At 72.0% G+C, this 15,265-nt stretch carries 15 protein-coding genes and 1 tRNA gene; 8 read left to right on the forward strand and 8 right to left on the reverse strand.

Going from position 1 to position 15,265, the window contains the following annotated elements; genetic code table 11:
• Positions 1-102 precede the first annotated feature (102 nt).
• Positions 103-582 carry a lipoprotein LpqH gene (locus LV457_RS11505; protein ID WP_232171240.1) on the forward strand — a complete coding sequence of 160 codons (480 nt, stop codon included), beginning with the start codon at positions 103-105 and terminating at the stop codon, positions 580-582.
• Positions 583-678: 96 nt separating this feature from the next.
• A complete protein-coding gene (locus LV457_RS11510; protein ID WP_232171241.1) occupies positions 679-2,175 on the forward strand; it encodes a protein kinase in 1,497 nt (498 codons plus the stop codon).
• A 25-nt stretch (positions 2,176-2,200) separates the two neighbouring features.
• Here LV457_RS11510 and chrA read toward each other — a convergent pair whose 3' ends face one another.
• The 4 genes from chrA to LV457_RS11530 form a co-directional block, all read right to left on the reverse strand.
• Positions 2,201-3,544: a chromate efflux transporter gene (gene chrA, locus LV457_RS11515; protein ID WP_232171243.1), complete on the reverse strand. Its 1,344-nt coding sequence runs from the start codon at positions 3,542-3,544 to the stop codon at positions 2,201-2,203.
• Between the two features lie 382 nt (positions 3,545-3,926).
• Positions 3,927-4,017: transfer RNA gene (locus LV457_RS11520), tRNA-Ser, on the reverse strand.
• A 143-nt stretch (positions 4,018-4,160) separates the two neighbouring features.
• Positions 4,161-4,616, reverse strand: a complete 456-nt coding sequence (locus tag LV457_RS11525) for a nucleoside deaminase (protein WP_232171245.1) — start codon at positions 4,614-4,616, stop codon at positions 4,161-4,163.
• The gene (locus tag LV457_RS11530; RefSeq protein ID WP_232171247.1) at positions 4,613-5,134 is read right to left on the reverse strand and encodes a tRNA adenosine deaminase-associated protein; all 522 of its coding nucleotides are present in this window, start codon (positions 5,132-5,134) and stop codon (positions 4,613-4,615) included. Before LV457_RS11530 ends, LV457_RS11525 begins: the two co-directional genes overlap by 4 nt.
• A 148-nt stretch (positions 5,135-5,282) precedes the next feature.
• On the opposite strand from LV457_RS11530, the gene LV457_RS11535 reads away from it, so the two are divergent.
• Positions 5,283-6,188 (forward strand): prephenate dehydrogenase, encoded by a 906-nt coding sequence (locus LV457_RS11535; RefSeq protein WP_232171492.1) that lies wholly within the window; start codon positions 5,283-5,285, stop codon positions 6,186-6,188.
• Here LV457_RS11535 and LV457_RS11540 read toward each other — a convergent pair.
• Entirely contained in the window at positions 6,151-6,747 is a 597-nt protein-coding gene (locus LV457_RS11540; protein ID WP_232171249.1) for a putative glycolipid-binding domain-containing protein, read from the reverse strand. The two genes, LV457_RS11535 and LV457_RS11540, sit on opposite strands and share 38 nt — an antisense overlap.
• A gap of 132 nt (positions 6,748-6,879) precedes the next feature.
• On the opposite strand from LV457_RS11540, the gene LV457_RS11545 reads away from it, so the two are divergent.
• Positions 6,880-7,272 carry a lipopolysaccharide assembly LapA domain-containing protein gene (locus LV457_RS11545; protein WP_232171251.1) on the forward strand — a complete coding sequence of 131 codons (393 nt, stop codon included), beginning with the start codon at positions 6,880-6,882 and terminating at the stop codon, positions 7,270-7,272.
• Here the strand turns inward: LV457_RS11545 and LV457_RS11550 are convergent.
• Both LV457_RS11550 and LV457_RS11555 read right to left on the reverse strand, forming a co-directional pair.
• Entirely contained in the window at positions 7,269-8,297 is a 1,029-nt protein-coding gene (locus LV457_RS11550) for a phosphotransferase family protein (protein ID WP_232171253.1), read from the reverse strand. The genes LV457_RS11545 and LV457_RS11550 overlap by 4 nt on opposite strands.
• A 42-nt stretch (positions 8,298-8,339) precedes the next feature.
• Positions 8,340-8,945, reverse strand: a complete 606-nt coding sequence (locus LV457_RS11555) for a histidine phosphatase family protein (protein ID WP_232171256.1) — start codon at positions 8,943-8,945, stop codon at positions 8,340-8,342.
• A gap of 127 nt (positions 8,946-9,072) precedes the next feature.
• Here LV457_RS11555 and LV457_RS11560 point away from each other — a divergent pair, with 127 nt between their 5' ends.
• The 4 genes from LV457_RS11560 to LV457_RS11575 are packed head-to-tail and all read left to right on the forward strand — an operon-like array spanning position 9,073 to position 14,353.
• On the forward strand, positions 9,073-10,275 hold the full coding sequence (locus LV457_RS11560) for a cytochrome P450 (protein ID WP_232171258.1): 1,203 nt from the start codon (positions 9,073-9,075) through the stop codon (positions 10,273-10,275).
• Positions 10,276-10,325: 50 nt separating this feature from the next.
• Positions 10,326-11,297 (forward strand): enoyl-CoA hydratase/isomerase family protein, encoded by a 972-nt coding sequence (locus LV457_RS11565; protein ID WP_232171260.1) that lies wholly within the window; start codon positions 10,326-10,328, stop codon positions 11,295-11,297.
• A 3-nt stretch (positions 11,298-11,300) separates the two neighbouring features.
• A complete protein-coding gene (locus LV457_RS11570; protein WP_232171262.1) occupies positions 11,301-13,592 on the forward strand; it encodes a CaiB/BaiF CoA-transferase family protein in 2,292 nt (763 codons plus the stop codon).
• Positions 13,589-14,353, forward strand: a complete 765-nt coding sequence (locus LV457_RS11575) for an SDR family oxidoreductase (protein WP_232171264.1) — start codon at positions 13,589-13,591, stop codon at positions 14,351-14,353. Before LV457_RS11570 ends, LV457_RS11575 begins: the two co-directional genes overlap by 4 nt.
• A gap of 6 nt (positions 14,354-14,359) precedes the next feature.
• Here LV457_RS11575 and LV457_RS11580 read toward each other — a convergent pair whose 3' ends face one another.
• A complete protein-coding gene (locus tag LV457_RS11580) occupies positions 14,360-15,265 on the reverse strand; it encodes an SDR family oxidoreductase (protein ID WP_232171493.1) in 906 nt (301 codons plus the stop codon).

Below are 15,265 nucleotides of genomic sequence, written 5' to 3' on the forward strand. Positions count from 1 at the left end.
CAGCGCGCAATGTCGCCAAGAGCCGAACGCGGGTCCGCAGGTCGCGAGATACTTTCGGGGGATCCGGCGACCTGGCGGATCACAACGGCAAAGGAGATACGGGTGAAGCGTGGCTTAGCAATCGCCGCCAGCGGGACGGCGATTCTTGCGGCAGCCCTGACCGGTTGTGGTGGTGACAACGCCGAGTCCAGTGCGACCAGCGCGTCGTCGGGCGAATCGTCGTCGACGGCCGCCGGCGCCGGCACCTCGTCGGGTTCGGGCACCTCGCAGGTGATCATCGACGGCCAGAAGCAGGAGATCGCCGGCAACGTGGTGTGCACCGACGTCGGCGGCAACAAGGAGATCGCCATCGGCGACGCCGCCACCGGGCAGGGGCTGACGGTGTCGATCACCAACGCCGATCCGCCCGCGGTCAACCGGGTGGTCTTCGGCGCCCTCGGCGGCGGCAACCTGATGTACCAGCAGGGCGTCATGGGCGGCAACGCCGAGGTCGAGGTGGACGACAAGACCTACAACGTCAAGGGGAACGCGATGAGCGGCATGCAGCAGAAGCCGTTCGAGATCTCGGTGACCTGTCCCTGACACGTCCCGGCGCGACGGCGGCGTCCCCGGTGTGGGGGCGCCGCCGTTCCCGTTTCGCCGATCAGCGGCTTCCTGCCAGCCGGTAGGCTTCTCCGCGTGCCGCTGACCGACGGCGAAACCTTTGCCGGCTACACGATCCTGCGGCTGTTGGGCTCCGGCGGCATGGGTGAGGTCTATCTGGCGCGCCATCCCCGGCTGCCGCGGCACGACGCGCTGAAGGTGCTGCCCGCCCACCTCACCCGGGACGCCGAGTATCGCGAGCGGTTCAACCGGGAGGCCGACCTGGCGGCCGGGTTGTGGCATCCGCACATCGTCGGCATCCACGACCGCGGCGAGTTCAACGGCCAGCTGTGGATCTCGATGGACTACGTCGCCGGCAGCGACGCCCGGGAGCTGCTGCGGGCCCGCTATCCCGGGGGCATGCCGCCGGCCGAGGTCGTCGACATCGTGGCCGCCGTCGCCGACGCCCTCGACTACGCCCACCAGCGGGGGCTGCTGCACCGCGACGTCAAACCGGCGAACATCCTGCTGACCGAGCCCACGCCGCGCGGCCGGCGCATCCTGCTGACCGACTTCGGCATCGCGCGCCAGCTGGAAGACCACCGCGGCCTGACGCACACCAACATGGCGGTCGGATCGGTGGCCTACGCGGCGCCCGAACAGCTCACCGGTTCGCCGATGAGCGGACGCGCCGACCAGTACTCGCTGGCGTGCACCACCTACTTCCTGCTGACGGGCATCTCGCCGTTCGACCACTCGAACCCCGCGGTGTCCATCAGCCAGCACCTGACCGCCCCGCCGCCGCGGCTCGCGCCGATACGGCCCGACCTGGCGGTCCTCGACCCCGTCCTCACCCGCGCGTTGGCCAAGGATCCGGGCGCCCGGTTCCGCAGCTGCTCGGAGTTCGCGGCCGCGCTGCGTCAGCAGCTGTTCGCCGGGCCGCCGTCGTATCCGGTGGCGGCGCACCAGTTGTCCGGCCCGCCGCGGCGGTCGCGGGCGGCGTGGCTGTTGGGCAGCGCGGCGGTGCTGCTGGTCGCGGCGCTGGTGGCCGGGGCGATCGTTGCCTTCGCCGGTGACGACCGCGACCCGTCGGCGGCGCCGTCGTCGAGCACCACGTCGTCGAGGATCGGGTCGTCGAGGACCGGGTCGTCGAGCACCGGGTCGTCGGGGTCCTCGACCACGCGTACCTCGGCACCGACCCGCAGTGCGGCACCACGGACCCCGCTGCCGCCCGTCGGCACCGGCGCCACGAAACTGACCCTGGACGGCAAGCCGGTGACGGTGCCCGGCGGCGTGGTGTGCGCGCGAAGCGAGGGCAAGCTGGTGGTCACCGCCGGGCTGTCGGGGCCGCTGAGCGCGACCGCCATGATGACCGATGTCGAGCCACCGGTCGTCGAGTTCCTGTCGATCGGCGAGCTCGACGGGCTGACCTACACCTACCTCGACGACTTCGCCCGCGGCGCCCGCGCCGACGTCGACCGGCAGGGCCGCGTCTACCACTTCACGGGCGACCTGGTCGCCATCGATCCGGCCGACATCGGCCGCACGACGCCGCCCAAACCCTTCGACCTCGAGGTGATCTGCCCCAGCTGACCGCGGAGTGATGCGGGTGGCGTGCTCAGGTGAGCGGCAGTCCCGCCACCGCGGCGGCGGCACCGAGCGCCGCGCACACCGCCAGCGTGCGCAGCACGGACCACTGCCCGATCAGCAGCGCAGCCAGTGCGGCGATCCCGACCGCGAGCGGCCTCCAGGTGCCGAGGTCCGGCCATGCGAGGTGCACCGGACCCCAGGTCCGCTCGTCGGTCGCGCGGAACAGCGTGTGCAGGGCGAGGTAGACCGCGAGGTTGCCGATCACGCCGACCACCGCGGCGGTGATGCCGGTCAGCGCGGCCGACAGCGCCGCGTGGTGGCGCAGCCGCTCGACGTAGGGCGCGCCGAGGAACACGAACAGAAAGCACGGCACGAACGTCACCCAGGTGGTGAGCAGCGCGCCGAGTGTGGCGGCCAGCCACGGGTTGAGCGGGCCGGGGTTGCGGTAGGCGCCGACGAAGGCGACGAACTGCACCACCATGATCAGCGGGCCGGGCGTCGTCTCCGCCAGCGCGAGCCCGCGCACCATCTCCGCCGGTGCGAGCCAGTGGTAGACCTCGACCGCGCGCTGCGCGACGAACGCCAACACCGCGTACGCACCGCCGAACGTCACCAGCGCCGTCCCGCTGAAGAAAAAGCCCTGCGTCGCGAACACGCTGGCAGTGCCGAAGAGCGCGACGACCGCGACGAGCGGCGCCGCCCACAGCGCGGCGCCGATGAGCAGGATCGTGGTGAGTCGCCTGGCGGCTGGCTTCTCGTCGGGCAGCGCGTCGTCGGTGACAAGTGCCGCGGGGCCTGCTGCTGCTGCGTCAGCGCGCGGTCCGTGCCGGCCGAGCGCCCAGCCCAGCAGCGCGGCGGCGACGAGGACGGCGGGAAACGGCGCCTTCAGGAACGTCAAGGTGAGGAAGGCCGCGGCGGCGATGGCCCGCTGCGGTGTGTTGTGCAGTGCCCGGCGGCCCACCTTGACGACGGCGTCCGCGACGATCGCGAGCACCGCCGGAGCCAGGCCCGCGAACAGCGCGAGCACGGCGGTGGTGTCACCGAAGGCGACGTAGCCGGCGGAGAGCGCGAGCATGGTGAGCATGCCGGGAAGGACGAACAGCGTGCCCGCCGCCAGCCCGCCGCGGGTGCCGTTGAGCAGCCAACCGGTGTAGATCGCCAGCTGTTGCGCTTCGGGGCCGGGCAGCAGCATGCAGTAGTTCAGCGCGTGCAGGAAGCGTTGCTGGCCGATCCAGCGGTGCTCGTCGACGAGCGTGCGCTGCATGACGGCGATCTGACCGGCCGGCCCGCCGAACGTCTGCAGCGAGATGAGGAACCATGCCTTCAGCGCCTGCCGGAACGGGATCAGATCGCGGCTACCGGCGGCGGTCACGCGCGTAGCGTAGCCAGCCGTGGGTCCGATGGCGCCGGCGCGCGACGAGCGGCGAGACTTCGCAACCGCTCGCCCGCGGATCTGGTGGCATGGATGCGGGCGTGCGAGGAGCCACGCGGCCTGACGCGGCGCTTCGGCAGCCGGATCGCGCTGACCGACGGCATATCCATCGGCAGGACATTCCGGGCGACCGACTGCGGGTTGCGCTGGACTTCGCGCGGTTGGCGCCGCCGCTGCGAGGCGCGTGGCGGACGCGCGGGCTGCGGCTCGTGGCGACGGCGGGTCGTCAGCACGCGCTGGCCGATCTCGCCGGCGACGGCGTGGCGACACTGTCGCGGCGGATGGGCGCTCGCTCGTCGAGATCGACGTAGCCGGCGGGCTATGGCGGTGGCGGAGGGATTTGAACCCTCGGACGGGGGTTACCCGTCACACGCTTTCGAGGCGTGCTCCTTAGGCCGCTCGGACACGCCACCGCAGAGCAGCTTACCGGCCCGGTGCGGCTCACCCAAACGGGCCGCGAGCGTGCGCGGACCGCACGCAATCCGCGGCGTGTCGACGTACAGACACGCACGCTCGCGGTGCATGGGGACACGCACGCTCGCGCAACACGGGGCGGCTAGCGGTGGCGGGCGAAGAAGGCCTCGACGGGGGCGGCGCAGCGGTCGGCGAGCACGCCGCCGCGGACCTGCGGGCGATGGTTCAGTCGCCGGTCGCGCACGACGTCCCACAGCGATCCGACGGCGCCGGTCCTCGGCTCCCACGCCCCGAACACCAGCCGCGACACCCGGGCCATCACCAGCGCGCCGGCGCACATGGTGCACGGCTCGACGGTGACCGCCAGCGTCGCCCCCTCGAGCCGCCAGCCGTCGCCACCCACCGCCGCCGCGGCGCGCAACGCGAGGATCTCGGCGTGCGCGGTCGGATCGGCCAGCGCCTCGCGGGCGTTGGCGGCGCGGGCCAACTCGGTGCCGTCGGGTCCGAAGACGACGGCGCCGATCGGCACGTCGCGGGGACCGGCCGCCGCGGCCGCGGCCAGTGCGGTCTCGATGAGCGCCTCGTCGCCTGTGCTCACCTGTCCAGGTTGTCGAGGACCGCGGCGAACTCGTCGGCGAAACCCATGCGGGCGGCGATCATGCCCAGTTGTTCATCGGCGTAGAGGTCGGTCTCGTCGAGGATGACGCTCAGCACCGGCTCGGGCAACCCGATGTCGGAGAGCACACCGAGGTCGCCCTCCTCGAAGGGCTCGGCGCCGTCGAGGTCGTCGTCGTCGATGTCGGCGTCCAGCTTCTCCAGCACCTCGGCGGCGATGTCGTAGTCGAGCGCCGCGGTGGCGTCCGACAGCAGCAGCCGGGTGCCCGCCGGGCCCGGCCGCACGATCACGAAGAATTCGTCGTCGACGTTGAGGAGGCCGAACACCGCCCCGGCACTGCGCAGGTCGCGCAGTTCGCGCTCGGCGGCGGACAGGCTGGCCAGTGCCGCGGCCCGCATCGGCGCACACCGCCACGTGCCTTCCTCGCGCACGACGGCCACCCCGTAGCCGTCCGGAGTCTCCGCGGCCTGCTTGGCCTGCTGCGCCCGCTGTGCCTCCATGGCCGCTTACGCTAGTCCCCCCACCAGCGCCTTGACCACCGTCGCCGGCCGCCGTGCGGCGAGGTGTGCCAACCTGGGACGCGTGGCATCCGCGAACGGCAACACCGGCGTCTGCGTGCTCGGACTGGGGCTGATCGGCGGGTCGATCATGCGGGCGGCCGCGGGCGCCGGACGTGAGGTGTTCGGCTACAACCGGTCGGTCGAGGGCGTGCAGGCAGCCGCCGCCGACGGCTACGACGTCACCGTCCGCCTCGACGAGGCACTGTCGCGCGCCGCGGAGTCCGAGGCGCTGATCGTGCTCGCGGTGCCCGCGCCGGCGCTCGGGCAACTCCTCGGCTACATCAAGGACCAGGCGCCCGACTGCCCCCTCACCGACGTCACCGGCGTGAAGGCCGCGGTCGTCCGGGAGGTGGCGCAGGTCGGGCTGCTCGACCACTTCGTCGGCGGCCACCCGATGGCGGGCACCGTGCACTCGGGGTGGTCGGCGGGCGACGCCCGGTTGTTCGTCGGGGCGCCGTGGGTGGTCAGCGTCGACGACCACGTCGCGCCGGAGTGCTTCATGGCGGTGACCGCGCTGGCGCTCGATTGCGGCGCCGTCGTCGTCCCCGCGCGCTCCGACGAGCACGACGCGGCCGCGGCGGCGATTTCACACCTGCCGCACCTGGTCGCCGAGGCCGTCGCGATCGCGGCGGGCGAGGTGCCGCTGGCGTTCCCGCTGGCGGCGGGCTCGTTCCGCGACGTGACCCGGGTCGCGGCGACGGAGCCCGAGCTCGTGCGGGCGATGTGCGAGGGCAACGCCACGGAGCTGCTGCGCGGGCTCGAGCGCACGATCGAACTGCTCGCGCGCACCCGCGACACCCTGGCCGAGCGTGGGTCGGTGGCCGAGCTCGTCGACGACGGCCACGCCGCGCGCGCCCGCTACGAGAGCTTCCGCCGCCACGACATCGTCGGCATCACCGTCGGCGACGACGACTGGCGGGATCAGCTGGCGGCGGCGGGGCGGGCCGGCGGCGTCCTCAGATCCGTTCCGCCAGGCCCGGGTAATCCCGGATGAAGCCCTCGACGTCGACGGTCACCGTGGTGTCGGCGCCCGGCGACTGGATGGTGATGCTGCCGTCGCCGGCGCTGACGTAGGTGATGGACGCGGCCTTGACCGTCAGCTCCGGCAGCGAGACGTAGACCACCGGGACGGTCACGGCGTCGGCGCGCCGATGGATGCCGGTGCGGCGGACGGGCAGCGCGTTGAACAGCGGGCTCAGCAGCACGTCGACGTCGAGGGCGCCGCCGTAGGCCGCGCGGGACTGTCCGCGGTGGTCCTGGATCAACCACATGCCCTCTTCGTCGCGGGCGACCGAGAGCTGTCGTTCGCGGGCCGCCAGCGTCACGCTCATCGACAGCCGCTTGGTGGCGCCGGCCTCGTCGGTCACCAGGTCATAGGAGGCGCTGAACGCCGGGTGGGCCGCCGCCTCGCCCGCGACGAGCCGGCCGTAAGCCTTGATTCGCTTGTTGGACAACGACACTCGTACCGATTCGAGGCGCGGCGCGTCATGGGCGCGCCAGGTGAGGATCGCCGGCCACACACTGTCGGTTGCATCAGATCGGGTCGCGCTCACGCTTCTACCGTAGGCGACGGGCGACGGCGGTGTTGCGAGTCGGGCAAGTGCGCCGCCGCCCCCGGACCGTGAGTGAACGGGCACTGCAGCGGGTACTAGCTCTCGGTCCGGCCGACGACGAAGGATGAGCACATGAGCAGCGACCCGGTTCGCGATCCCGACCGCCCGATCGGCTCCACCGCACCGGCCACCCCGCCGCTGACCGAGCAGTCCTACTCCTCCGCCGGCGCCGTCGCGCCGCCGCGGTCGACGCCGCAGAGCGCCGTGCATTTCACCCGCGCCGCCGCGCTGTGGACGGCCGTCGCGCTCGGGCTGCTGGTGTTGATCGTGCTGTTGATCTTCATCGCGCAGAACACCGAATCGGCACAGATCGCGTTCCTGGGCTGGGATTGGACCCTGCCGCTGGGCGTGGCGATCCTGGGCGCCGCGGTGCTCGGCGGCCTGGTGACCGTCGCGGCCGGCGCCGTCCGCATCTTCCAGCTGCGGCGCGCGGCGAAGAAGAACCTGCGCGGCGGCCGGGTCTAACCGCTCGCCAGCGCCGCCAGCCCCGCCGCGATCAGCGGTGCCACCGTCTCCCCCACCCGGTCCGACCCGTCGGTGGCGCCGCTGCTGCGGCGCCGGAAGTCGATGCCGGCGGCGATGATCGCGAGCTTGAAGTACGCCAGCGACACGTAGAACGGCCAATTGGCCAGCGGGCGACCGGTGGCCCGGGAGTACCGCTCGGCCAGCTCGTCGGCCGACGGGATCAGCGGCGACGTCCACGCCGCGTCGGTGTCGATGATGAGGTCCAGCGCCGGGTCGCGGTACACGCACATCAGTGCGGCGTCGCTGAGCGGATCGCCCAGCGTGGACATCTCCCAGTCGACCACCGCACGCACCCGACCGGGGTCGGTCGCATCGAGGATCGTGTTGTCGATGCGGTAGTCGCCGTGCACGATCGACGCGCCGCTCTCGGCGGGCACCGAATCGGCGAGCGCGGCCCGCAGCCGGTGCACGTCGGCGTCGCGCTCGTCGTCGGGCAGCCGGACGTGGTCCCACTGCGAACCCCAGCGGCGGACCTGGCGCTGCAGGTAGCCCGCCGGACGCCCGAAGTCGGCCAGCCCGACCGTGGCCGGGTCGACCGCGTGCAGCGCAGCGAGCACCTCGATCAGCCCGTCGACGCAGCGGTCCACCACGGCTTCGCCGCCCAGCGTCTGCAACTCCTCGGCCGTGCGCACGACGCGGCCCGCCACGTACTCGACCATCGCGAACGGCGCCCCGAGCGCGGAGTCGGCGCCGCCGGCGGTCACCGGCCTGGCCACCGGCACCGCGGTGTCGGCCAGCGCGGCCACCACCGTGTACTCGCGGGCCATGTCGTGCGCCGACGGCGTGAGCCCGTGCAGCGGCGGCCGGCGCAGCACCCAGGTCGAGGCGTCGTCGCGCACCAGGAACGTCAGGTTGGAGCGGCCGCCGGCGATCAGCTCGGCCCGCAGCTCACCGCGGCGCGGCACGCCCGCGGCGCGCAGGTGCGTGTCGAGTGCCGCCAGGTCGAGGCCGTCGTGCGAGGTCACCGCCCCTGTATAACGGACGCGCCCCCGGGTGCGGCGAGCGCGTCAGCGACGGTTGCGGGGCAGCAGGTCCCACACGTGGTCGGTGCTGTTGACGGCCGCGACCGAGCCCTTGCCGGACCTCGAGTAGAGCAGGCGGGTGATCGACGTGTAGTCGACCGCGAACGACAGCAGCCGCGGGGTCTCCAGCAGCCGGTGCAGGATCACGTTGATGACCCCGCCGTGGCTGAACACCGCGACGGTGTCGTCGTGGCGGGCGGCGGCCACGACGTCGTCCACGGCGGCGTAGACCCGCGCCGTGAAGGCGTCCTCGTCGACGCCGCTGGGCAGCCGGCCCGCCGCGAGCCGGGCCCACTGTTCGGGCTGCTCGCTCCGGATGTGCTCGATGGGCACGTAGTGGCCGAGCCCGCGGTCGTACTCGGCGAACCGCTCGTCGACCTCGATTGCCAGGCCCCGCGCGGCGGCCACCGGCTCGGCGGTCGAGATCGCCCGCCGCTGCGGGCTGCTGACGATGCGCGCGAGCGGATAGCGCCGCAGTGCGTCGGGCAGGCGATGCGCTTGGGCCACACCGTCGTCGGCGAGTGCGGGATCCGAGCCCCGACCCGGCTCGCTGCGCAGCGGCAGCGCGTGGCGGATCAACAGCAGCTGCATGGCAGCCACCCTAGGAGGCGGTGCAGTTCGGCACCCTCGTGCAGGCGTTTAAGCGCATCATCTAAACCGCCCGGCCGCGCTGCGCCGCTGCCACACTGACGGCGAGACCAGTGAAAGGGCGGTTCTCGTGACGGTCAGCACCCACAGCGACGTGTACTTCGATCCCTATGACGTCGACATCAACGCCGATCCGTATCCCACCTTCGCGCGGCTGCGCGAGGAGGCGCCGCTGTACTACAACGCCCAGCACGACTTCTACGCGCTCAGCCGGTACAGCGACGTCGACAACGCGCTGTGCGACCACGAGACCTTCAGCTCGGCGCGCGGCGGCATCCTCGAGATCATCAAGTCGGGCATGGAGATCCCGCCGGGGACGCTGATCTTCGAAGACCCGCCCATCCACAACATCCACCGCAAGTTGCTGTCCCGCATCTTCACGCCCCGCAAGATCGCCGCGCTGGAGCCCAAGATCCGCGAGTTCAGCGCGCGCTGCCTGGATCCGCTGGTCGGCACCGGGCGGTTCGACTTCGTCAAGGACTTCGGCGCCCAGATGCCGATGCGCGTCATCGGCATGCTGCTCGGCATCCCCGAGGAAGACCAGGAACACGTCGTCGCCCACGGCGATGCGCCGCTGCGGACCGAACGCGGCGGCAAGATGACCGACAACGCGGGCGGCCCGATGGCCACCGGCGAGGTGTTCGGCGAGTACATCGACTGGCGCGCGAAGCACCCGTCCGACGACATCATGACCGAGCTGCTGCACGCCGAGTTCGCCGACGAGACCGGCGCCCGGCGGCAGCTGACCCGCGACGAGCTGCTGCTGTACCTGACCGTGATCGCGACGGCGGGCAGTGAGACCACGACCCGGCTCATCGGCTGGGCCGGCAAGGTGCTGGCCGAGCATCCCGACCAGCGCCGCGACCTCGTGGCCAACCGCACGCTGCTGCCGGCGTGCGTCGAGGAGCTGCTGCGCTTCGAGCCGCCCGCCCCGCACGTCAGCCGCTACGTCACCCGCGACGTCGCGTACTACGGCCAGACCGTGCCGGCGGGCAGCGCCATGATGCTGCTGATGGGCGCCGGCAATCGCGACCACCGCCGCTTCCCACCCGACGGCGACGTCTTCGACGTGCACCGTGAGCTGCGGCAACACCTGTCGTTCGGCGTCGGCACGCACTTCTGCCTCGGCAACGCGCTGGCACGGCTGGAGGCCCGCGTCGCGCTCGACGAGATCCTCGACCGCTTCCCCGAGTGGGACGTCGACCTCGCCGCCGCCGAGCTGAGCCCGACGTCGACCGTGCGCGGCTGGGAGTCGATGCCGGCGATCGTCTGAGCGGCGGGACGCCCACCCCAGGATCACCAGCCAGAGAACGGAGACGCACCATGCCCGAATACGACTACGTCGAACTGAAGAAGGAAGCGGCGCAGTACATCCGCTTCGAGAAGGACCGTAAGAACCGCATCGCCACCATCACCTTCGACCGGCCCGACGCGCAGAACTCCGCCACGCTGGGCATGCGCCAGCTCTACGCCGACATCATCCACAAGTGCAACGTGGACGACGACGTCAAAGTGGTCGTGATCCGCGGCGAGGGACAGGATTTCGGCAGCGGCGGCGACCTGCCGGAGCAGCGCGGGATGATCGAGAACCCCGGGATGCCGCTGCACCACGAAGTCGCGATCAACGACGACGACGTCAAGTACCCCGACGGGGGCTCCTACCGCTACCTGTCCACCGTCACCGACTTCTACGCCAAGGCGCCCGCCGGCAACCGCCCGCTGCAGGAGCTCCGCAAGGTGAGCATCATCGAGGCCAAGGGCTACTGCTACGGCTGGCACTTCTACCAGGCCGGTGACGCCGACCTGGTGGTGTCCTCCGACGACGCGCTGTTCGGCCATCCGGCGTTCCGCTACGTCGGCTGGGGTCCGCGGCTGTGGTGGTGGGCCGAGACCATGGGGCTGCGCAAGTTCTCCGAGATGCTGTTCACCGGGCGGCCGTTCAGCGCCAAGGAGATGTACGACTGCGGGTTCGTCAACAGCGTGGTGCCGCGGGAAGACCTCGAGGCCGAGACCATGAAATACGCGATGGCGTGCTCGAAGTCGCGTCCGACCGACACCGTCGCCGTGCAGAAGACCTTCCTGGAGATCTACAAGCAGCACAAGGGCGAGTACATGGGCAGCCTGCTGACCGGCATGGTCGAGGGCATGCTGCCGATGATCACCAACGACCGCGACAACGAGGTTGACCTCACCGGCGGCACGTTCGAGAAGGGCCTCAACAACGTGGTGAAGGACAACGACATGAACTTCCCGCCGGAATGGCGGCTGAGCCGCGGCGGGCGCGCCAAGCCCTGAGACATGTCCGCGCTCACCGGGTTTCGCGTGGTCGAGCTCGCCGAGACCGTGGCAGGCGAATACTGCGGGAAGCTGCTCGCCGACTTCGGTGCGGACGTCGTCAAGGTGGAGCGGCCGGGCGCGGGAACCCCGACGCGGGCGCTCCATCCGGCCGCGGTCTTCGAGTTCTGCAACACCAACAAGCGTTCGGTGGCGCTCGACGTCGCCGCCGACCCCGACGCCCTGCACCGCCTGATCGCCGATGCCGACGCGGTGGTCGACGACCACCTCGGCGATTGGCTCGCCCGCGTCGGGCTGAGCGCGGCCGACGCCGCGTCGCGTCACCCGGACCTGGTGGTGTGCTCCATCACCCCCCACGGCGCGGCGGACCGGCGAACGGCGCACAGCCTCAACGTCTTTCACAGCAGCGGCTGGGGATATCACACGCCGAGCCATGCCGATCCGGCGGTGCCGCCGCTCAAGGGGCCGGGCCGTTTCCTCGCCGACTACGAGGCCGGCCTCGACGCCGCCCTGACGGTGGCTGCGTGCCTGTTCGGGCGGCTGCACACCGGCCGCGGCGAATTCGTCGACCTGTCGGCGCAGGCAGTGCTGGTGTCCCGGGCCGATTGCATCCTCGGCCGCTTCATCACCGGGGAGGTCGAACCGGACGGCACCCGTGAGGATTTCGACCAGCAGGGGCCGGCGTCGTTCTTCGCGAGCCGCGACGGCTTCGTCTACCTGTACCTGACGAACGGCCGCCACTGGTGCGCGCTCAAGCGGCTGCTGGGCGACCCGGCGTGGCTCGACGACTACGACGACGACTGGCTGGAGTTCGGCGTCACCCCGGACGGAGTGGCACGCTTCCGGCGCGGGTTCGCCGCATGGATGGCGCAGCGGGACAAGGCGCCGACCTCGGTGCGCGCCCAGCAGCTCGGCGTGCCGCTGGTGCCGGTCAACGGCGTCGCCGACCTGCTGGCGTCGCCGCAATACCGGCATCGCGGGTTCTTCGCCACCGTGGACCATCCCGCGCTCGGTCAGGTGGCCTATCCCACGGTGCCGTACCGGCTGAGCGCGTCGCCTGCGCAGCTGCATTCCCTCGCACCCGAACTCGGGGCGCACACGTGCGGGTTTGCGCCGCGTCGGCGCCCGACCGTGCTCGCACCGCAGCTCAAGCCGACGCCGGCGCCACGCGGCGGGCCGCTGCAGGGCGTCCGCGTCGTCGAGCTCACCAAGGTGTGGGCCGGCCCCTATGCGGGCAAGCTGCTGGCGTTCCTCGGTGCCGAGGTCATCAAGGTCGAGAGCGCCGACCATCCCGACGAGATGCGCGCCTACGGCGGCACCGACATCGACCACGCGCCGTATTTCCTGTCCATCAACCCGGAAATCCTCAGCGTCGACCTCGACATCAAGTCGCCCGGCGATATGGCGCGGCTGCGCGACCTGATCGCGGCCAGCGACGTCGTCGTCAACAACCTGCGGCCCGGCGCGATGGAACGGCAGGGCCTGGGCTACGAGGACCTGCGGGCGCTCAAGGACGACGTCATCTCGGTGTCGATCAAGATGTGGGGCAACGACGGTCCGCTCGGCTACCAGACCGGTTACGCGCCCTGCTTCGCCGCGCTGGCCGGCATGTCGGCGCTGGTCGGAATGCCCGGCGGACCGCCGCTCGGGGCGAGCATGCGCTACGGCGACTCCACGGTGGGCGCCGCGACCGCCTACGCCACGGTCGCCGCGCTGCTGCACCGCGAACTCACCGGCGAAGGGCAGTTCGTGGACGTCTCGGCGGTCGAGACGCTGTCCAGCATGATCGGCGACAGCCTGCTGGCCGGAGAACCGTTCGGCCCGGACGGCAATCGGCACGCCGACCTCAGCCCGCACGGCTGCTATCCGTGCCGCGACGGCGGCTGGCTGGCGCTGGCGGTGGCGGCCGACGACGAGTGGTCGCGGGTGCGCACCGTGCTCGGACTGGCGGCCGATCCACGCTTCGCCGACGCCGCCGGGCGTCAGAAGCACGTCGACGCACTCGACGCCGCGCTGGCGCCGGTGACGGCGGACTGGGACGCCGACGAGCTGGCCCGGCGGCTGCAGGCTGTCGGCGTGGCCGCCAACCGCAGCGCGACCGCCGCCGACGTCATCGCCGACCCGGTGCTGTGGGAGCGCGACATGTACTGCTTCGTCTCCGACCATCGCGAAGGCCAGCGCCCGGTGCTCGGTGCGCCGTGGCGGCTGCTGCGCCAGCCCGCCCGCATCGAGCGGGGAGCGCCACTGCTCGGTGAGCACGACGCGTATGTGCAGAGCCTGCTGGGGGCGCGGTGACGGGCGCACTGACGGGCACCGTCGCGCTGGTGACGGGCGCCAGCAGCGGGATCGGCGCCGCCACCGCTGCCGAGCTGGCGACACACGGCGCGGCGGTGGCGCTGCTCGCGCGGCGGGGCGCCCGGCTCGAGGAGCTGGTGTCGGCGATCCGCGACGCCGGCGGGTCGGCGCTGGCGGTGCCCGCCGACGTCACGTCGCGGGACGCGGTGCGGGACGCGATCGCCGCGGTCATCGACGGGTTCGGGCGGCTGGACACCGTGGTGAACAACGCCGGGCAGCTCATCATGGGTCCGGCCGCCGAGGCCTCGCTCGACGACTGGGACAGGCTACTCGAGGTGAACGTCCGCGGCGTGCTCTACGTGACGCGGGCGGCGCTGCCGCACCTGATCGACGCGGCCACGTCGTCACCGCGCGGGGTGGCAGACCTGGTGACGATCGGCTCGACGGGCGGCTGGGTTGCCCGCGGCGGCACCGCGGTCTACTCGCTGACGAAGTTCGGCGTCAACGCGTTCAGCGAAGGGCTGCGGCAGGAGCTGGTCGGCCGGCGGGTCCGGGTCGGCGTCGTCAGCCCGGGCACCGTGGACACGGAGATCAACTCGCATCTGCCGCAACGCTTCCAGGACGCGTTCGCGCGCACCACTGCCGACATGGAAAAGCTGCGGCCCGCCGACGTCGCCGACGCGGTGGGGTACATGGTCACCCGCGACCGGCGCGTGGCCGTCAACCACATCCTGGTGCGGGCCGGCGAGCAGACCTGGTGACGGGGGTTATCCGAAGGACACGCCGGTCAGCCGTTCGGAGAGCTCCCACAGCTGGCGGCGCTGCTGCTCGTCGTGGGCCAGCGGCGGAACCTTTGCCGGACCGACGCCGCCGCCGGTTTCGTAGCGTCCGCGCGGCCCGTAGTACGCGCCGCCCGCGGCGTCAGGCGAGGTGGCGGCGTGCAGGGTCGGCTCGATGCCTTCGTCGACGTCGAGCCACAGGAACGGCAGCAGCCGCCAGGTGAGCTGCGTGAAACGTGCTGACAGCGTGGGCTTCTCGCGGCCGAAGGACGCGCCGGAGAGCAGGTTCGTCTTGGTCAGGCCCGGATGCGCGGCGTTGGACAGCACGTTCCAGCCCTGGGCGCGGCTGCGGGCGTCGAGCTCGAACGCAAAGAGCAGCTGCGCGACCTTCGACACCCCGTAGGCGCGCATGGGCCGATAGCCGCGCTCGGCGTTCACGTCGTCGAACGACAGCCCGCGCTGGGTGGCGGCGATGCTGCTGACGCTGACCACCCGCCCGCCCGCCAGCAGCGGCAGCAACCGGCCCGTCAGCGCGAAGTGGCCGAGATGGTTGGTGCCGAACTGCAATTCGAAGCCGTCGGCGGTGCGCTGCAGGTCCGGCGGCGTCATGACACCGGCGTTGTTGATCAGGATGTCGATCGGGCGGCCGCCGGAAAGGAGTTCGTCGGCGGCCGCGGCGACCGCCGACAGCGAGCCCAGGTCCAGGCGCGTGACCGTCAGCTTCGCGGCGGTGACGTCGCGGCGGATCTCCGCGGCCGCCGCCTCTCCCTTCTCCGGGCTGCGGACCGCCATCACCACCTCGGCGCCCGCGGCGGCCAGCCGACGCGCCAGCCCCAGCCCGAGCCCGCTGTTGGCGCCGGTCACGACCGCGAGCCGACCGGTGAGGTCGGGCAT

This window comes from Mycobacterium sp. MYCO198283 (assembly GCF_021213805.1).
Lineage (GTDB): Bacteria > Actinomycetota > Actinomycetes > Mycobacteriales > Mycobacteriaceae > Mycobacterium.